A 16,806-nucleotide genomic window follows, 5' to 3' on the forward strand; every position below is an offset into this window, starting at 1 on the left:
GAACCCGCATGGCACAGTTCTTCATCGACCGCCCCATCTTCGCGTGGGTGCTGTCCATCGTGGTCATGCTCGCGGGGCTGATGTCGATCCGCACGCTGCCGCTGGAGCAGTACCCGGACATCGCACCGCCGCGCGTGTCCATCGTCTCGACCTACACCGGCGCTTCGGCCAAGACGGTGGAAGACTCGGTCACCCAGGTGATCGAGCAGCAGATGACCGGCGTGGACAACCTGCTGTACATCCAGGGCACGAGCAACTCCTCCGGCGTCTCGCGCATCCAGCTGACCTTCGCCCCGGGCACCAACATCGACGTCGCGCAGATGCAGGTGCAGAACAAGCTGCAGCCCGCGATGGCGCGGCTGCCGCAGCAGGTGCAGACCCGCGGCGTGTTCGTGATCAAGGGCGGCAACGACTTCCTGATGATCGTCTCGATGTACTCGGACGACGGCAGCGCCTCGGCGGTCGACGTGGGCGACTACATCACGAGCAACCTGGTCGACGTGATCAGCCGCATCGACGGCGTGGGCGAGGTGCAGACGCTGGGCACCGGCTACGCGATGCGCATCTGGCTCGACCCCGACAAGCTGCGCAAGTACGCGCTCATGCCCTCGGACGTGAATTCAGCGCTGCAGGCCCAGAACGCGCAGGTCTCGGCCGGCCAGCTGGGCGCGCTGCCCGCCACCGGCACGCAGCAGCTCAATGCCACGATCACCGCGCGCAGCAAGCTCAAGACGGTCGAGCAGTTCGGCGCCGTGGTGCTGCGCGCCACGCCCGACGGCGCGGTGGTGCGGCTGCAGGACGTGGCCCGGATCGAGCTCGGCGCCGAGAACCTGACGGTGCGCTCGGTGCTCAGCGGCCGGCCCGGCGCCGGCCTGGGCGTGGTGCTGGCCGACGGCGCCAACGCGGTGCAGGTGGCCGCGGCGGTCAACGCCAAGATCGCAGAGCTCAAGCCCTTCTTCCCGAACCAGCTCGAGACCTTCGTGAGCTACGACACCACGCCCTTCGTGAGCGCGTCGATCGAGGAAGTGGTCAAGGCGCTGGCCGAGGCCATGCTGCTGGTCGTGCTGGTGATGTACATCTTCCTGCAGAACTTCCGCGCCACGCTGATCCCCGCGATCGCGGTGCCGGTGGTGCTGCTGGGCACCTTCGGCGTGCTCTCGGTGTTCGGCTACTCGATCAACACGCTGACGATGTTCGGCATGGTGCTGGCCATCGGCCTGCTGGTGGACGACGCCATCGTGGTGGTCGAGAACGTCGAGCGGGTGATGAGCGAGGAGGGGCTGTCGCCCAAGGAGGCCACCAAGAAATCGATGGCCGAGATCACGCCCGCGCTGGTGGGCATCGCGCTGGTGCTGTCGGCGGTGTTCATCCCGATGGCCTTCTTCGGCGGCTCGACCGGCGTGATCTACCGCCAGTTCTCGATCACCATCGTCTCGGCGATGGTGCTGTCGGTGCTGGTCGCGGTCACGCTCACGCCGGCGTTGTGCGCCACACTGCTCAAGCCCGTGCCCAAGGGCGCGCACTCGCCGCACGGCGCGCCGCGCCGCGGGCCGCTGGGCTATGTCGACCGCTTCTTCGCGGGCTTCAACCGGCGCTTCGACAGCGGCGCCGACCGCTACCAGGGCATCGTGGGCGGCATCCTGCGCCGCGGCAAGCGCAGCCTGCTGGTCTACGTGGGCATCTGTGCGGTGATGGCCTTCATGTTCATGCGGCTGCCCACCTCCTTCCTGCCCGACGAAGACCAGGGCTTCGTGCAGGTGCAGATCACGCTGCCGCCCGGCTCGTCGAACGCCCGGCTGCAGCCGGTGATCCAGCAGGTGCAGGACTACTTCGGCAAGCAGCCCGAAGTGGTGGCGATCAACCTGCTGACCGGCCAGAACGGCGACCAGAGTTCGGCCCGCGCCTTCGTGAAGCTCAAGGACTGGAGCGAACGCACCGGCAAGGACAGCTCGGCCGCGGCCATCACGCGGCGCGCGAGCAAGGACCTCGCGACCATCCGCGACGCGCGCATCTTCGTGCTGCTGCCGCCGGCGGTGCGCGGGCTGGGCGCCAACGCGGGCTTCAACTTCTTCCTGAAGGACCTGAACGCGCTGGGCCACGACGCGCTGCTCAAGGCGCGCGACCAGGCGCTGCAGCTGCTCAACGCGCGGCCCGAAATGGTCAACGTGCGCAGCAACAACCTGGAAGACACGCCCGAGTTCGCGGTCGACATCGACGACGCGCGCGCCGGTGCGCTGAGCCTGCAGACCAGCGCCATCGACAGCACGCTGTCGACCGCGATGGGCGGCACCTACGTCAATGACTTCCTGAACAACGGCCGCGTGAAACGCGTCTACATGCAGGGCGATACCGCCTTCCGCATGCTGCCCAGCGACATCGGCCGCTGGAGCGTGCGCAACACGCTGGGCCAGATGGTGCCCTTCGGCGCCTTCTCGAGCACGCGCTGGACCTACGGCTCGCCGCAGCTCATCCGCTACAACGGCAGCCCCAGCTACGAGTTCGTGGGCGACGCGGCCGCGGGCGTGAGCTCGGGCGCGGCGATGCTGGCGGTGGAAGAAGTGATGAAGCAGATGCCGCAGGGCATCGGCTACGAATGGACCGGCGCGTCCTACCAGGAGCGGCTGTCGGGCGCGCAGGCGCCGCTGCTCTACGCCATCTCGATCCTGTTCGTGTTCCTGTGCCTGGCCGCGCTGTACGAGAGCTGGTCGGTGCCCTTCTCGGTGATCCTGGTGGTGCCGCTGGGCGTGGTGGGCGCGCTGCTGTTCACCTGGACGCGCGGCTTGAGCAACGACGTGTACTTCCAGGTCGGGCTGCTCACCACCGTGGGGCTGTCGTCGAAGAACGCGATCCTGATCGTGGAGTTCGCCAAGCAGTTGCACGAGCAGGGCAAGAGCGTGGTCGAGGCCACGATGCAGGCCGTGCGCCTGCGGCTGCGGCCGATCCTGATGACCTCGCTGGCCTTCGGCTTCGGCGTGCTGCCGCTGGCCATCGGCACCGGCGCGGGGGCCGGCGGCCGCCAGTCGATCGGCACGGCGGTGCTGGGCGGCATGGTGGTGGGCACGGCGCTGGGCATCTTCTTCGTGCCGCTGTTCTTCGTGTTGATCAGCAGCTTCATGGAGCGTCGCCGCGCGCGCAAGAACGCACCGTCGACCGCCACGCCGGCCATCGAGCAAGGGACCCACTGAGATGACGCGCCACACCGCTTCCCTGCTGCGACGCGCCAGCTTCGGTCTCGTGCTCCCCGCGGCGCTGCTCGCGGGCTGCGTCAACCTCGCGCCGCAATACACGCAACCCGCCGCACCGGTACCCGAGGCCTGGACTTCGGGCGCGGGCGCCGACACCAACGCCACGGCCGCGCGCGACCTCGGCTGGCGCGACTTCTTCGTCGATGCGCGGCTGCGCGGCGTGGTCGAGCTGACACTCGCGAACAACCGCGATGCGCGCGTCGCCGCGCTCAACATCGAACGCGCGCTGGCGCAGTACGGCATTTCGCGCGCGTCGGCCTTTCCCTCGGTCGGCCTGGGTGCGGGGGGCAGCCGCGCACGCACGCCGGGCAGCGTGTCGGCCAGCGGCGTGTCGCGCACCGCGACGCAGTACAACGTCAACCTGGGGCTGACCAGCTACGAGCTCGACCTGTTCGGCCGCGTGCGCAACCTCAACGAGGCCGCGATCGAGAGCTACTTCACCACGGAAGATGCACGCCGCGGCACGCAGATCAGCCTGGTGGCCGAGGTGGCCACGGCCTGGCTGGTGCTCGCGACCGACCAGCAGCGCCTGCAGCTCGCGCGCGACACGCTGGCCAGCCGGCAGAAATCCTTCGACCTGATCCGGCGCAGCTACGAGCTCGGCGCCCAGTCGGGCCTGGCCTTGGCGCAGGCGCAGACCACGGTCGATACCGCGCGCGCCGATGCCGCGGCGTACGACAGCCAGGTCGAGCAGAGCCGCAACGCGCTGACGCTGCTGGTCGGCACCGCCGTGCCGCCCGCGCTGCTGCCACCGCCGATCACCGAGATCGCGCAGGCGCCCGCGGCCCAGTTGCTGCCGCCGCCGGCCGAGCTGCCGTCGTCGGTGCTGCAGCAGCGGCCCGACGTGCAGGCGGCCGAGCATGCGCTGCGCGCGAGCAACGCCAACATCGGCGCCGCGCGCGCAGCCTTCTATCCGCGCATCACGCTGACCGGCTCGGCGGGCACGGCCAGCAGCAGCCTGTCGGGCCTGTTCAAGGACGGCAGCGCGGCCTGGAGCTTCGCGCCCTCGATCAGCCTACCGATCTTCGACGCCGGCCTCAACCGCGCGAACCTGGGCGTGGCACAAGCGCAGCAGCAGATCCAGCTGGCGACGTATGAGAAGACGCTGCAGGTGGCGTTCCGCGAGGTCGCCGACGCGCTGGCCGCGCGCCGCACGCTGGGCGAGCGCCTCGCGGCGCAGCAGTCGCTGGTGGCCGCGACCACGCGCGCCTTCGAGTTGTCCGACGCGCTGTTCAAGAGCGGCGGCGCGGCCTACCTCGACGTGCTCGATGCCCAACGCTCGCTCTACGTCGTGCAGCAGTCGCTGATCAGCCTGCAACTGATCGAGCAGGCCAACCGGCTCACGCTCTACAAGGTGCTGGGCGGCGGCTGGCGCGAGACGACCGAGCAGGCGGCCGGCAACGCCGCGCCCGTTTCGACCGGCGGTTAACGGCTGGCGGTACGGAAAGGCTTGCTGAGGAAGCGCGAGCCCTTTTCGCCGAAGCGCCAGGGCACCTCGGCCGCCTTCGTGATGCCGATGCGCGGGCCGACCTCGACCTGCGCCGGCGGCTGGTCGCCCGGCGCGGCGATCAGCGCGAAGGGCGGCGCATCGAGCGCCTGGCCGTTGAAGCCCGCATCGATGCCCAGCGCCTGGCCGACCCGGCCCGGGCCTGCGCACAGCAGCCGCAGGTCCTCGAGCCCGCGCCGGCGGCGCATGGTCGCCAGCCCGGCCGTGGGCTCGAGCGCGCGGATCAGCACCCCGGCGCCATGGCCGGCCTCGCGGCACACGAAGTTCAGGCACCAGTGGATGCCGTAGGAGCGGTAGACATAGGCCCGGCCCGAGGGCCCGAACATGGCGGCATTGCGCAGCGTCGGCCCGCCGAAGGTGTGCGAGGCCGGGTCGTCGCGGTCGTAGGCCTCGGTCTCGACGATGCGCCCGCCCACGCCGTCGACCAGCAGCGTGACGCCGATCAGCGCGCGCGCCACGTCTTCCGACGGGGCGTCGAAATCGATGGCGGCAAGGCGGTGCAGGGCAGACGGGGAAGAGCGCGGCATGGACCGATGCAGTTTCCCAGAGAAAATGGCGGCTTCGAAGAAATCACATGCCATGACCGACACCACCGACCGCCCCGCCCTGCCCGACCATCTTTCCATCGACCCGCGCAGCCCGCACCATGTGGCCGCCGTGTTCGAGCACGACATCGGCATCCGCTTCAACGACAAGGACCGCGCCGACGTCGAGGAGTACTGCATCAGCGAAGGCTGGATCAAGGTGCCGGCCGGCAAGACGCTCGACCGCAAGGGCAAGCCGCTGATGCTCAAGCTAAAAGGACGCGTAGAAGTTTTCTATCGGTAAGGCAACTCAGATCGCCCAGCCGCCGTCGATCACGTGGATCTGGCCGGTGGTGTAGGTCGCCTGCGCCAGGTAGAGCACCAGGTCGGCGATCTCCTCGGGCTGACCGATGCGGCCGATGGGCTGGCGCGCGATGAAGGCGGTGCGCGCGGTCTCGTAGTCGCCTTGCGCGCGCAGCCGCTCGTGCAGCGAGGGCGAATCGACCGTGCCGGGGCAGATCGCGTTGCAGCGCACGCCCTGCGCCACGAAGTCGGCCGCGACCGATTTCGTCAGGCCGATCACGGCCGCCTTGGTCACGCCGTAGGCGAAGCGGTTGGGCACGCCCTTCACGCTGCTGGCCACCGAAGCCATGTTGATGATCGCGCCATCCTTGCGCGCGAGCATGCCGGGCAGCACCGCGCGGATGGTGCGCACCATGGCCTTGACGTTGAGGTCGTAGGCGAAGTCCAGGTCCTTCTCGGGCGCCTCTAGCACGTTGCCCGCGTGCACCACGCCCGCGCAGTTGAACAGCACGTCGACCGTGCCGATCTCGGCCACCAGTGCCTGCACGGCGCTGTCCTGCAGCACGTCGAGCCGGCGGGTTTTCACGCCCGGCAGCGCCGCGAGTTCGGCCAGCGCGGCCTCGTTGATGTCGGTGGCCCAGACGGTGGCGCCTGCACGCGAGAAGGCTTCGACGCTGGCGCGGCCGATGCCTTGGGCGGCGGCGGTGATGAGGACGGTCTTGCCTGCGAGGCTCATGGTGTTGCTTGGCTGAATGAAACGTTGAGGGAGGAAGAGAGAAGGGTCAGAGGCCGAACTCGGCACGGATCGGCACGCTGTGCTCGCCCACGCGCGGCGCGCCACGGGCGCTGCGTGCGCGTGCGCCGTCGATGCGCACCGGGCCGCGCGTGGTGTGCACCGGTGTGCCGTCGCCGCGCTCCACGGTCTGCAGCATGTCGAGCAGGCCGAAGGCCTTGCTCTGCAGCAGGCGCGGCCAGTCGAGCACTTCGGCGCACCACACGTCGGCGGGCTGCAACCGTGCGAGCCAGTGCGCGGTGTCGTGCGCCGACAGCGTGGCCGCGATCAGCCGCTTGATGTCGTCGCGTTTCGTGAAGGCGTCCTGCGCGCCGTAACCGTCGAGCGCCGGCAGCGGCAAGGCCTGCGCCAGCTGCGCGAGCGGCATCATCGCGAGCGCCAGGTAGCCGTCGCGGGTCGGGTAGATGCCGTAGGGCGCGGCGAGGTAGGCGTTGGCGTTGCGGAAGCCCGCGCGCGCGGGAAGGCGCTTGCCGTCGTTGAGGTGCGTGGTGAGCAGCTCGAACTGCAGGTCCACCAGCGCCTCGAGCAGGCTGGTCTGCACATGCGCGCCCTCGCCGGTGATGCCGCGCCGCACCAGCGCCGCGAGGACGCCTTCGGTCAGCGCATGGCCGGCCAGCATGTCGGCGATCGAGAGCCCGAGCGGCACCGGGCCGTCGCCCTCGTGGCCGTTGAGCCAGGTCACGCCCGAGAGCGATTGCGCGAGCAGGTCCTGCCCCGGCATGTCGGCCCAGGGGCCGGTCTCGCCGTAGCCCGACACGCCCGCATAGACCAGTCGCGGATTGATCGCCTTCACCGCTTCGTAGCCCAGGCCCAGGCGCTCGATCACGCCCGGGCGGAAGTTCTGGATCAGCACGTCGGCCCGCGCCACCAGCCGCTTCAGCGCGGCCAGGTCCTCGGGTTTCTTGAGGTCGATCGCCAGGCTTTCCTTGTTGCGGTTGATCGCATGGAACAGCGTGGAGTCGCCCCCCACGTCGGTGTCGGTGAGGTAGAGCGTGCGGCAGATGTCGCCGCTGCCCGGACGCTCGACCTTGATCACGCGTGCGCCCAGGTCGCCCAGCCGCAGGGCGGCCGAGGGCCCCGACAGGAACTGCGCGAGGTCGAGCACCAGCAGGCCGTCGAGCGGCGCGGTCATGGCGCCAGGCTTTCGCTGAACAGTGCGTTGAGCGCCTGCACGATCGCGCGCGCCGGCTCGTCGGATTGCAGCCCGGCGTTGAGCCGCAGCGAGGCCGCGTGCTGGAAGGCCATGTAGCCGTCGTGCCGCGGCCGCACCCAGGCGCCTTCGAGCGTGGCGCGCGTGGCACGGTAGAAGTCGCCGGCGGTGGCGTTGACCGCGTCGTCTTCCCAGGCCGCCGCATGGCCGGGCTGGCCGCCAGCGGCCGCGAAGGGACCGCGCTGCGCCTCGGCATCGGCCACCCAGACCGCGAAGTCGAAGGCTTCCTTCGCATGCGCCGTGCGTGCCGACACCGCGATGCCGGTGCCGCCGAGCGCCGAGCCCACGGGGCCGTGGCCCTGGAAGCGCGGGATGTCGGCGAAGCCCAGGCGCACCGGCCGGAAGCCCTGCCATGCGTAGTTCACGTAGCCGTAGATCAACGGCACGCAGTCGATGCGCGCGTCCGGCAGCGCCATGGCCTCGAACACCGCGATCGGGTCCATCGCAAGGCATTGCGGGTCGATCAACGCCATCACCGCGCGCAGCTGCTCGCAGACTTCGCTGGCCACTTCGACGTCGAACAGTTCGGGGCCTTCGACGCGGCCGGGCGCGCCGCGCTGCGCGCAGAGCGTGTAGAGGCACATCAGTGAATGCGGCGCGCGCAGCGGCAGCGCGACGCGGCCGGCCTTGGCGAGTTCGAGCACCTGCGCCCAGTCGGTGGGCGCGGCGTCGAGCCGGTCGGGCCGCCAGGCCTGCACCTGCGTGGCCGCGTCGATGGGCAGTGCCCATTGCCGACCCTGCCAGTGGTAGCTGGGGAAGGAGCGGCCCACCGTGCCCTGCGCGATCGACGCGAGCCGCGTCTCGTCGAAAGGCAGCAGGCAGCCTTCGCGCGTGATCTGGCCCACATGCGGATGGTCGATCACGATCAGGTCGTACTGGCGCGCGAGTTCGTCGACCGGGAAGGACTCGAAGTCCTGCAGCGAGCGCCGGTCCCAGGTGATCCGGACGCCGGTGCGCTGCTGCCACAGCGCCGAGCAGGCGGCCAGGGGTTCGTAGCCGCGTGGGTGGTCCCACGTCATGCCCTTGAGGGTGATGGTTGTCATGCGGATTCGACGAGGAAGAGAACGGGCGCGCCCGGCGTCATTGCACGGCGCCGGTGCCGTAGAGCAGGTTCGGCAGCCACAGCGAGATCTGCGGGAAGAGCGAGAGGATGACGAGCAGGCCCATCATCACCGCGAGGTAGGGCACCACCTCGCGCGCGTAGTCGCCCATCCGCACCTTGAGCGTCTGGGACGAGATGTACATCAGCCCGCCTACCGGCGGCGTGATGCCCGCGATCGTGAGGTTGGTGATCAGCACGATGCCGAAGTGCACCTTGTCGATGTGTGCGCCGTCGATCAGCGGCAGCAGCATGGGCGTGAGGATGATCAGCGCGGCCGAACCCTCGATGGCCGTGCCCAGCACGATCAGCACCAGGTTGATCAGCAGCAGCAGCAGGATCGGGTCCTTGGTGGTGCCCGCGAGCCAGCCCGACATCGCCTGCGGCACCTGCTCCCACGAGAGGTAGAAGCCGAAGGCCGAGGCCGCGCAGATCATCATCATCACGCTGGCCGAGTCGCGCACCGATTCGGCGAGCACTTCCGGCAGCTGGCCGATCTTCATCTCGCGGTAGCCGAAGATCGCGACGGCCAGCACGTAGAGCACCACGATCGCGCCCGACTCGGTGGTGGTGAAGATGCCGTAGCGCGTGCCCAGGATGATGACCACCGGAATCGACAGCGCCCACAGCCCGTCGATCAGCGCCTGGCCCAGCTCCTTCGCATTGGCGCGCGTGGCGCGCTGCGGCTTGTACTTGCGCTTGATGGCCAGCACGTGGGTGGTGAACATCAGCGCCACGGCCAGCAGCAGGCCGGGCACGATGCCGGCCGCGAACAGCCGGCCGATCGAGGCCTCGGCCAGGAAGCCGTAGATGATCAGCCCGATCGAGGGTGGGATCAGCGCGGTGATGATGGCCGCGGACGAGGTGATCACCGCCGCGAAGGGCGCGCTGTAGCCGCGCGCGACCATCTGGGTGCCGATGGTCTTGGCCAGCATCGCGGCGTCGGCGTTGGCCGAGGCGGTCAGGCCGCCGAGCAGCGTGGCGAGCACGGTGCACATCTGCGCCAGCGCGCCGGTCATGTGACCGACCAGCACTTCGGCCAGGTTGAGCAGCCGCCGCGTGATGCCCGAGGCATTCATGATGCAGCCGGCCAGCACGAACAGCGGCAGCGCGAGCAGCGACACCGACTCGGTGCCTTCGGCCATCTGCTGCGCGAAATTGGCCAGCGGCATTTCGCCGATGTTGAGCGCGAAGAAGCCCAGCGCGGCGATGGCCATGGCCCAGGTGATGGGCGTCTGCAGGGCCAGCAGCACCAGCATCAGGATGGCCGGAAGCCAGAGATGGAACGAACTCACAGCGACATCTCCGACGACGGTTGCCATTTCCAGCCGGTGGCCCAGGGCTTGAGGAGGATGTGCTGCACCAGCATGAGCAGCGACGCGAAGGCCATCGGGCCGTAGACCACCGAGCGCGGGATGTCGATCACCACCACGCGGATCGAGTGCGCGATGACGGCCTGCCAGACGAACATGGCCGCCAGCGTGGCGAACAGCGCGGCCAGCAGCCACCAGTTGAAGATGAAGATGCCGCGGCGCAGGGCGGGCGGGAACATCGCGACCAGCGCGTCGACGTCGGCATGCATGCGCCAGCGGATGCAGGCCGCGGCGCCGAAGAACACCAGCCAGCCGAAGGCGATGACCGCGACCTCGAAGGTCCACGAGGCCGGCTGCGGGAACAGGTAGCGCGTGATCACGCCCCAGGTGATGGACAGCACGATGACGCAGGCGCAGAGCACGCCGATGGCCTCGTCCGCGCGGCGCAGGCTCAGCAGGGGCCCGGGCGAGACCGACGCAGGGGAAAGCGCCGCTGGCGGGGCGGCGGGAACGACCGGTTCAGTCATGGATCTTGAAGTGTGGGTGTCGACCGAAGCGGGCGTTCAGCGCGTCATCGCGGCGCGTACCTTGTCGTACATGCCGGGCGTGAGGCCGGGCACCTTGGCGTAGGCGACCTTGGCCTTCTCGGCGAAGGCCTTGCGGTCGACGTCGGTGACGAACTGCACGCCGGCCTTCTTCATCTCGTCGGCGTACGCCGCGTCGGAGGCGAGCGTGAGCTGCGTCAGTTCGGCGCCGGCCTTTTTGCCTTCTTCGAGCAGCACGGTCTGCAGGTCGGGCGGCAGGCTCTTGAAGAAGTCGGTGCTGGTGACCATGGCCACGTACATCGTCTGGTGGGCCGTGGTCGACAGCACCTTGCGCACTTCGTAGAGCTTGGAGCCGACCAGCGAGCCGTAGTTGGCCTCGGCCGCATCGACCACGTTGGTCTGCAGCGCGTTGTAGACCTCGCCCCATGGCAATGCGGTGGGCCGGCCGCCGAAGGCGGTGAAGGTCTCGAGCATGATCGGCGACGGCGGCACGCGCAGCGTCATGCCGGCCATGTCGGCGGGCGTGCGCACCGGCTTGCTGCCGAGTACGTGGCGCACGCCGAACAGGCCGTCGGCCACGATCAGCTTCATGCCCTGCTGCTCGAGGCGGCCCGACATTTCCTTGAACACGTCGGAGGCGAACAGCTTCCGGGCCTCGTCCTGGCTGCCGTAGAGGTAGGGGCCGGCGAGGATGCCGAGGTCGGGCACGAACTGGCTCAGCTGGCCGTAGTCGGTCACGCTCAACACGCGGGCACCGCCCTTGATCATCTCGTTGACCTTCTTCTGCGGGCCCAGCTGGTCGCCCGTGAAGATGTTCAGCGTGATGCGCCCGCCCGAGCGCTCCTTCACGCGGTCGGCGAAGGAATGCATCACCTTCACGACCGGCTCGTTGGGGTTCACCTGCGAGGTGGAGAAGCGCAGGCTGTAGTTCTGCGCGGCCGCGGGCGCGACGGCGCCGAGGGCCAGCGCCAGACCGGCGGCGAGGGTGGACAGGGTCGAAACGACGGTGCGGCGGGAGGTCATGGTTGTCTCCAGGGGAGCGCGCTCGGGGCGCATTGGTGTAATTCCTATATAAACTATCAGTTCATGTATGAAATGATGATGGCAGATGGATGTGTTGTCGATTAGGGTTTTCCGCGACAAGGCAGCCGTATGCCAACTCATATGAACCTATCGTTTGCTCATGTCTGATTCATCGACTCTGGAAGATCTGCCGCTGGCGGGCCTGCGCGTGCTGGATTTCAGCCAGTTCCTGGCCGGCCCTTCGTGTGCGCTGCGTCTCGCCGATCTGGGCGCCGACGTGGTCAAGGTCGAGCGCCCCGACGGCGGCGACCTGTGCCGCGGCCTGGTGCTGGCCGACCAGACCTTCGAGGGCGACAGCGCGCTGTTCCACACCATCAACCGGCGCAAGCGCAGCTTCGCGGCCGACCTGAAGGCGCCGGCCGACCTGGCGCGCGTGAAGGCGCTGATCGAACGCGCCGACGTGATGATCCATAACTTCCGCCCCGGCGTGATGGAGCGCATCGGCCTCGATGCGGCCAGTGTGCTGGCGCTCAACCCGCGCATCGTCTACGCGGCCGTCACCGGCTACGGCGACGAGGGCCCGTGGCGCGACAAGCCCGGGCAGGACCTGCTGGTGCAATCGCTCTCGGGCCTGGCCTGGCTGGGCGGCGACGCGCAGGCCGACGGCAGCGGCCCGCCGGTGCCGGCCGGCGTCTCGATGATCGACGTGATCACCGGCGCGCACCTGGTGCAGGGCATCCTCGCGGCGCTGCTGCGGCGCGGCGTGACCGGGCGCGGCGGACGCGTCGACGTGAGCCTGCTCGAGTCGGCCCTCGACCTGCAGTTCGAGCCCTTCACCGCCTTCCTCAACGGCGACGGCACGCAGCCCGCGCGCACCGCCGAGAACCATGCGAGCGTGCACGGCGCCGCGCCCTACGGCATCTACCGCACGCGCGACGGCTTCATGGCGGTCGCGATGACGCCGATGGACAGGCTCGCCGCCCTGATCGGCAGCCAGGCGCTGGCCGCGCTGGCCGCCGACCGCAGCGGCTGGTTCAGGAACCGCGACGCGCTCAAGCAGCAGCTGCAGCAGGACCTGCTGGCGCAGGACAGCGCGCACTGGCTCGCGATCCTCGAGCCGGCCGGCGTGTGGAGCGCCGACGTGCTGCGCTGGCCGCAACTCACCGCGCACCCGGCCTTCGCCGCGCTGGGCATGACGCAGACCATCCGCAGCGCGAGCGGCGCCACGATGCAGACCACGCGCTGCCCGATCCGCATCGACGGCCGGCGGATCTACAGCGACCAGGGCGCGCCGCGCCTGGGCGCCGACACCGAAGCCGTCGCACGCGAATACGGCCTGCCTTCCTCACCCTCCTCCTCTTCTTCTTTCGCACCATGACCCACGAGCAATTCTTCGAAGACTACGTGCCGGGCGCCACGCGCACCACCACCGGCCGCACCATCACCGAAGCCGACATCGTGCTGCACGCCGGCCAGACCGGCGACTTCTTCCCCCACCACATGGACGCCGCCTGGTGCGCCACGCAGGACTTCGGCCAGCGCATCGCGCACGGCACGCTGGTCTTCAGCGTGGGCATCGGCCTGACGGCCACGGTGATCAACCCGCGCGCCATGTCCTATGGCTACGACCGCCTGCGCTTCGTGAAGCCGGTGTTCATCGGCGACACGATCTACTCGAAAGTAGCGATCACCGACAAGCGCGACCACCCCAAGCGCAGCAGCCACGGCATCGTGGTCGAGACCGTGACCGTCACCAACCAGCGGCAGGAAACGGTGCTGGTCTGCGAGCACCTGCACATCGTCGAAAGGCGTGCGGCACAGGGCTAAACTGATCGGCCCATGAAGAACACCGCCGCCCCCGAGACCGACGACACCGACGCCGAACGCCGCCCCAAGTACGCGGTGCCGGCGGTCGAGAAAGCGCTCGACGTGCTCGAGCTGCTGTCGGCGCAGGCGGTGCCGATGACGCAGGCGCAGCTCGCGCGCGCGCTGGGCCGCGAACCCAGCGAACTGTTCCGCATGCTGAGCGCACTGGAGGCACGCGGCTACCTGCGGCGCGAGGACAACGGCGGCTACGTGCTCACGCTCAAGCTGTTCGAACTGAGCCGCACCCACTCGCCGCACGAACAGTTGCTGCGCGCGGCCACCGCGCCGATGCGTGAACTGGTCGACAACATCCGCGAGTCCTGCCACCTGAGCGTGCTGCACCGCGACCAGCTGCTGGTGCTGACGCAGGTCGACGCGCCGACCTCGATCCGGCTGTCGGTCGAGGCCGGCTCGCTGCATTCGGCGGTCGACACCCTGTCGGGCCAGGTGCTGCTGGCCAATGCGCCCGATGACGAGCGCGACGAGCTGCTCGGCCGCCGCGCCGAGTACCAGCGCCGCAGCGCCGACGAACGCACGACCTACCTCGCGCTGCTGGCCAAGATGCGCGCCGACGGCTGGGGCTACGCCGAGAACGCGCGCTTCGTGGGCGGGCGCGACCTGAGCGTGCCGGTCGGCAACGCACGCGGCCGCACCCGCGCCGTGCTGACCATCGCGTCGCTGCGCGGCACCCATACGGCGCACGACGACCTGTTCGACCTGCTGCCGCGGCTGCAGAAATGCGCCGAGGACATCGGGCGCATCGCGGGCATCGCGTAGGGCCAGCGTTCCGCAGGCGCAACAGCCTGTCTTCCGCACCGGCCTTTGCCCCGGCAGATCCGACCCCATATTCGATGGATCGCCGCGTCCCCTCGGACCGGCGCACACAAGGAAGACCCGCCATGACCGACCCCATCGTCCAGATCAAGCCCCTCGGCTTTCCGTGGGAGACCATCGACCCGTTCCTGTTCTGCGCCTACCACGACGACGCCTACCCCGCGGCCAACGGCGCGATGGGTCCGGCCGCCTCGCTGGCCGGCCGCGCCATCGGCCAGGACTTCAGCCGCAAGGACGGCTGGAGCATGTACCACGGTGAAGAGATCCCCGGCTTCCCAGGTCATCCGCATCGCGGCTTCGAGACCGTGACCATCGTGCGCAAGGGCCTGATCGACCATTCCGACTCGCTGGGCGCGGCCGCGCGCTTCGGCGGCGGCGACGTGCAGTGGCTGACCGCCGGCAAGGGCATCGTGCATTCGGAGATGTTCCCGCTGCTCGACGCGGCCGCACCCAATCCGCTCGAACTGTTCCAGATCTGGCTCAACCTGCCGGCCAGCCACAAGATGGTGGCGCCGCACTTCACCATGTTCTGGGCCGAGGACGTGCCGCGCTTCACCGCCACCGACGGCGAGGGCCGCAGCACCGACGTGGCCTGCGTGGCCGGCCGCATCGGACCGGTGGACGGCGCACCGGGCGCCACCGACGGCCCGCTCGCGCCGCCGCCCGATTCATGGGCCGCGCAGGACGGCTCCGATGTCGCCATCTGGACGATCCGCATGGCGCCCGGCGCCCGCTGGACGCTGCCGGCCGCGCTGGGCACCGGCACGCGCCGCAGCCTCTACTTCTTCAAGGGCGCGTCGGTGCAGGTGGGCGGCCGCGAGGTGACGGGCCATGCCGCGATCGAGCTGCGCGCCGACCAGGCGGTCGAACTGGTCAACGGCACGGTCGAGGGCGAGTTCCTGGTGCTCCAGGGCAAGCCGATCGCCGAGCCGGTGGCCCAGTACGGACCCTTCGTGATGAACACGCAGGCCGAGATCGCGCAAACCATGCAGGACTACCGCCGCACCCAGTTCGGCGGCTGGCCCTGGAAGGATGAGGCGCCGGTGCATGGCACCGACCCGGCACGCTTCGCGCGCCATCCGGACGGGCACGAGGAGCGGCCGGTGGCGGCCAAGGCCTGAGGCCGGAGCGGCGCAGCGTTCAGCGCGCGCCAGTGCGCAGCTTCTGCAGCTGCGCTTCTTCCTCGGCCAGCTTGGCCTCGCGGCTGGCGATCTTGTCGGCCTTGCCCTGCGAGCGCGCCTTCTCGAGGTCGCGCTGGCGCTCGGCCACCTTCTTCTCCTGACGCTGGATGCTCGCGTGGTGCGACTTCTGCAGCTTGGCGTCGCTGCAATTCGCCTGCGTCTCGCGCAGCGCCTTCTCCAGGCCGCGCACACGGCTCGTCTGCTGCTTCGCCTTGGCCTCCTCGATGTCGCGCGCGATGTCGGCCTTCTTGAATTCGCAGGTGCCGGGCGCGGGCTGGGCCAGCGCGGCGTGCGGGACGAAGGCCAGTGCCGCGGCGGCCATGGCGATCAGGGAGAGGGACTTGCGCATGGCATTCCTTTCGGTGGGCGTTTCGAGGATCGGACAGGCACTCATCTTGCCGCACCGCCCACCGGAAAACTCTCCTCGAGAAAAGTCAGGAAGGCGCGCACCCGCGGCGCCAGCACGCGGCCGCGCGGGTACAGCACGTAGAGCATGTCGTCGGTCTTCTCGCGGTAGTCGGCCAGCAAGGGCACCAGCGCGCCGCGCGCCAGGTCGGCCGCGATGTTGAATTCGGCCAGCCGCACCACGCCCAGGCCCTCGATGGCCAGCGTGCGCAGCAGCTCGCCCTGGTTGGCGCCGATGTGGCGCGGGATGTCGATGGTCTTGAGCGCGCCGTCGCTCTCGCGGAAGGTCCAGGCGTTCCACTGCGTGCGGATGGTGAAGTTGAGGCAGCGGTGGCGCAGCAGTTCGTCGGGCGTCTGCGGCGTGCCGTGCGCCTGCAGGTAGGCCGGCGAGGCCGCGATGACCCAGGGCCGCGGCATCAGCGGCCGGCCGATCAGCGACAGCTCGGTGGGCCGGCCGCTGTGGATGGCCACGTCGATGCCCTGCTTGACGAAATCGCCGCGCTCGGTGCCGATGATGAACTCGAGCTTGAGCGACGGGTGCCGCGCCATCAGCGCGGGCAACAGCGGCGCGAGCAGGTACTTGGCGGTGGTCAGCGGCGTGTGGATGTGCAGCGTGCCCGACACCTCGGTCTCGGCCGCGCCCGCGCCCGCGATGTTCTCGGCCTCGGCCATCGCATCGACCACCCGCTGGCTCGCGCGCTGGAACTGCGCGCCTTCCTCGGTCAGCCGGATCGCGCCGGCGATGCGTTCGAACAGCCGCACGTGCAACCGCGCCTCGAGACGCGCGATGAGCTTGCTCACGGCCGAGGGCGACAGCGCCAGCCGCCGGCCCGCGCCTGAAAAGCTGCCTTCTTCCACCACGCGGAGGAAGACCGTCATCTCGCCGAATTTGTCCATGCGGGTTTCTTTGTACTGTGCCGCGGCTTCACAGGCGGTGTGCTGCGGCGTGCGTTGTCTG

At 69.6% G+C, this 16,806-nt stretch carries 16 protein-coding genes; 7 read left to right on the forward strand and 9 right to left on the reverse strand.

Annotated features, from left to right (window positions below):
* Nucleotides 1–8: 8 nt before the first annotated feature.
* Together ACSFBC_RS19425 and ACSFBC_RS19430 are read left to right on the forward strand one after the other, a co-directional pair.
* Nucleotides 9–3,185: an efflux RND transporter permease subunit gene (locus ACSFBC_RS19425; RefSeq protein WP_435511990.1), complete on the forward strand. Its 3,177-nt coding sequence runs from the start codon at nucleotides 9–11 to the stop codon at nucleotides 3,183–3,185.
* Between the two features lies 1 nt (nucleotide 3,186).
* Nucleotides 3,187–4,674: an efflux transporter outer membrane subunit gene (locus tag ACSFBC_RS19430; RefSeq protein ID WP_435511991.1), complete on the forward strand. Its 1,488-nt coding sequence runs from the start codon at nucleotides 3,187–3,189 to the stop codon at nucleotides 4,672–4,674.
* Here the strand turns inward: ACSFBC_RS19430 and ACSFBC_RS19435 are convergent.
* On the reverse strand, nucleotides 4,671–5,279 hold the full coding sequence (locus ACSFBC_RS19435; protein ID WP_435511992.1) for a DNA-3-methyladenine glycosylase: 609 nt from the start codon (nucleotides 5,277–5,279) through the stop codon (nucleotides 4,671–4,673). The two genes, ACSFBC_RS19430 and ACSFBC_RS19435, sit on opposite strands and share 4 nt — an antisense overlap.
* A gap of 52 nt (nucleotides 5,280–5,331) precedes the next feature.
* Between ACSFBC_RS19435 and ACSFBC_RS19440 the strand changes: the two genes are divergently transcribed.
* Nucleotides 5,332–5,580 carry a DUF3297 family protein gene (locus tag ACSFBC_RS19440; protein ID WP_435511993.1) on the forward strand — a complete coding sequence of 83 codons (249 nt, stop codon included), beginning with the start codon at nucleotides 5,332–5,334 and terminating at the stop codon, nucleotides 5,578–5,580.
* Between the two features lie 6 nt (nucleotides 5,581–5,586).
* On the opposite strand, the gene ACSFBC_RS19445 is transcribed toward ACSFBC_RS19440, so the two are convergent.
* The 6 genes from ACSFBC_RS19445 to ACSFBC_RS19470 are packed head-to-tail and all read right to left on the reverse strand — an operon-like array spanning nucleotide 5,587 to nucleotide 11,562.
* A complete protein-coding gene (locus tag ACSFBC_RS19445) occupies nucleotides 5,587–6,315 on the reverse strand; it encodes an SDR family oxidoreductase (protein WP_435511994.1) in 729 nt (242 codons plus the stop codon).
* 46 nt (nucleotides 6,316–6,361) lie between these two features.
* On the reverse strand, nucleotides 6,362–7,504 hold the full coding sequence (locus tag ACSFBC_RS19450; protein ID WP_435511995.1) for a CaiB/BaiF CoA transferase family protein: 1,143 nt from the start codon (nucleotides 7,502–7,504) through the stop codon (nucleotides 6,362–6,364).
* Nucleotides 7,501–8,625, reverse strand: coding sequence for a type 2 periplasmic-binding domain-containing protein (locus ACSFBC_RS19455; protein WP_435511996.1), 1,125 nt, complete (start codon nucleotides 8,623–8,625; stop codon nucleotides 7,501–7,503). Before ACSFBC_RS19455 ends, ACSFBC_RS19450 begins: the two co-directional genes overlap by 4 nt.
* A 37-nt stretch (nucleotides 8,626–8,662) precedes the next feature.
* Nucleotides 8,663–9,976: a TRAP transporter large permease gene (locus tag ACSFBC_RS19460; RefSeq protein WP_435511997.1), complete on the reverse strand. Its 1,314-nt coding sequence runs from the start codon at nucleotides 9,974–9,976 to the stop codon at nucleotides 8,663–8,665.
* Nucleotides 9,973–10,521 carry a TRAP transporter small permease gene (locus ACSFBC_RS19465; protein ID WP_435511998.1) on the reverse strand — a complete coding sequence of 183 codons (549 nt, stop codon included), beginning with the start codon at nucleotides 10,519–10,521 and terminating at the stop codon, nucleotides 9,973–9,975. Before ACSFBC_RS19465 ends, ACSFBC_RS19460 begins: the two co-directional genes overlap by 4 nt.
* A 36-nt stretch (nucleotides 10,522–10,557) precedes the next feature.
* A complete protein-coding gene (locus ACSFBC_RS19470) occupies nucleotides 10,558–11,562 on the reverse strand; it encodes a C4-dicarboxylate TRAP transporter substrate-binding protein (RefSeq protein WP_435511999.1) in 1,005 nt (334 codons plus the stop codon).
* Between the two features lie 160 nt (nucleotides 11,563–11,722).
* On the opposite strand from ACSFBC_RS19470, the gene ACSFBC_RS19475 reads away from it, so the two are divergent.
* The 4 genes from ACSFBC_RS19475 (at nucleotide 11,723) to ACSFBC_RS19490 (ending at nucleotide 15,383) form a co-directional block, all read left to right on the forward strand.
* Nucleotides 11,723–12,940 carry a CaiB/BaiF CoA transferase family protein gene (locus tag ACSFBC_RS19475; protein ID WP_435512000.1) on the forward strand — a complete coding sequence of 406 codons (1,218 nt, stop codon included), beginning with the start codon at nucleotides 11,723–11,725 and terminating at the stop codon, nucleotides 12,938–12,940.
* On the forward strand, nucleotides 12,937–13,389 hold the full coding sequence (locus tag ACSFBC_RS19480; RefSeq protein WP_435512001.1) for a MaoC family dehydratase: 453 nt from the start codon (nucleotides 12,937–12,939) through the stop codon (nucleotides 13,387–13,389). The genes ACSFBC_RS19475 and ACSFBC_RS19480 overlap by 4 nt, the downstream gene beginning before the upstream one ends.
* A gap of 12 nt (nucleotides 13,390–13,401) precedes the next feature.
* Nucleotides 13,402–14,205 carry an IclR family transcriptional regulator gene (locus ACSFBC_RS19485; protein WP_435512002.1) on the forward strand — a complete coding sequence of 268 codons (804 nt, stop codon included), beginning with the start codon at nucleotides 13,402–13,404 and terminating at the stop codon, nucleotides 14,203–14,205.
* 122 nt (nucleotides 14,206–14,327) lie between these two features.
* Nucleotides 14,328–15,383 carry a pirin family protein gene (locus tag ACSFBC_RS19490; RefSeq protein ID WP_435512003.1) on the forward strand — a complete coding sequence of 352 codons (1,056 nt, stop codon included), beginning with the start codon at nucleotides 14,328–14,330 and terminating at the stop codon, nucleotides 15,381–15,383.
* Nucleotides 15,384–15,402: 19 nt separating this feature from the next.
* Here the strand turns inward: ACSFBC_RS19490 and ACSFBC_RS19495 are convergent, their stop codons facing one another.
* Entirely contained in the window at nucleotides 15,403–15,792 is a 390-nt protein-coding gene (locus tag ACSFBC_RS19495) for a DUF1090 domain-containing protein (RefSeq protein ID WP_435512004.1), read from the reverse strand.
* Nucleotides 15,793–15,833: 41 nt separating this feature from the next.
* Nucleotides 15,834–16,745 (reverse strand): LysR family transcriptional regulator, encoded by a 912-nt coding sequence (locus ACSFBC_RS19500; protein WP_435512005.1) that lies wholly within the window; start codon nucleotides 16,743–16,745, stop codon nucleotides 15,834–15,836.
* Nucleotides 16,746–16,806: the final 61 nt, after the last annotated feature.

This window comes from Variovorax frigidus (genome assembly GCF_051216515.1).
Classification (GTDB): domain Bacteria; phylum Pseudomonadota; class Gammaproteobacteria; order Burkholderiales; family Burkholderiaceae_C; genus Variovorax.

Excerpts from the sequence above, each read along its gene's own strand:
- ACSFBC_RS19425 (WP_435511990.1), top strand. The coding sequence starts at position 9 with ATGGCACAGTTCTTCATCGACCGCCCCATCTTCGCGTGGGTGCTGTCC.
- ACSFBC_RS19430 (WP_435511991.1), top strand. The coding sequence starts at position 3,187 with ATGACGCGCCACACCGCTTCCCTGCTGCGACGCGCCAGCTTCGGTCTC.
- ACSFBC_RS19435 (WP_435511992.1), bottom strand. The coding sequence starts at position 5,279 with ATGCCGCGCTCTTCCCCGTCTGCCCTGCACCGCCTTGCCGCCATCGAT.
- ACSFBC_RS19440 (WP_435511993.1), top strand. The coding sequence starts at position 5,332 with ATGACCGACACCACCGACCGCCCCGCCCTGCCCGACCATCTTTCCATC.
- ACSFBC_RS19445 (WP_435511994.1), bottom strand. The coding sequence starts at position 6,315 with ATGAGCCTCGCAGGCAAGACCGTCCTCATCACCGCCGCCGCCCAAGGC.
- ACSFBC_RS19450 (WP_435511995.1), bottom strand. The coding sequence starts at position 7,504 with ATGACCGCGCCGCTCGACGGCCTGCTGGTGCTCGACCTCGCGCAGTTC.
- ACSFBC_RS19455 (WP_435511996.1), bottom strand. The coding sequence starts at position 8,625 with ATGACAACCATCACCCTCAAGGGCATGACGTGGGACCACCCACGCGGC.
- ACSFBC_RS19465 (WP_435511998.1), bottom strand. The coding sequence starts at position 10,521 with ATGACTGAACCGGTCGTTCCCGCCGCCCCGCCAGCGGCGCTTTCCCCT.
- ACSFBC_RS19470 (WP_435511999.1), bottom strand. The coding sequence starts at position 11,562 with ATGACCTCCCGCCGCACCGTCGTTTCGACCCTGTCCACCCTCGCCGCC.
- ACSFBC_RS19475 (WP_435512000.1), top strand. The coding sequence starts at position 11,723 with ATGTCTGATTCATCGACTCTGGAAGATCTGCCGCTGGCGGGCCTGCGC.
- ACSFBC_RS19480 (WP_435512001.1), top strand. The coding sequence starts at position 12,937 with ATGACCCACGAGCAATTCTTCGAAGACTACGTGCCGGGCGCCACGCGC.
- ACSFBC_RS19485 (WP_435512002.1), top strand. The coding sequence starts at position 13,402 with ATGAAGAACACCGCCGCCCCCGAGACCGACGACACCGACGCCGAACGC.
- ACSFBC_RS19490 (WP_435512003.1), top strand. The coding sequence starts at position 14,328 with ATGACCGACCCCATCGTCCAGATCAAGCCCCTCGGCTTTCCGTGGGAG.
- ACSFBC_RS19495 (WP_435512004.1), bottom strand. The coding sequence starts at position 15,792 with ATGCGCAAGTCCCTCTCCCTGATCGCCATGGCCGCCGCGGCACTGGCC.
- ACSFBC_RS19500 (WP_435512005.1), bottom strand. The coding sequence starts at position 16,745 with ATGGACAAATTCGGCGAGATGACGGTCTTCCTCCGCGTGGTGGAAGAA.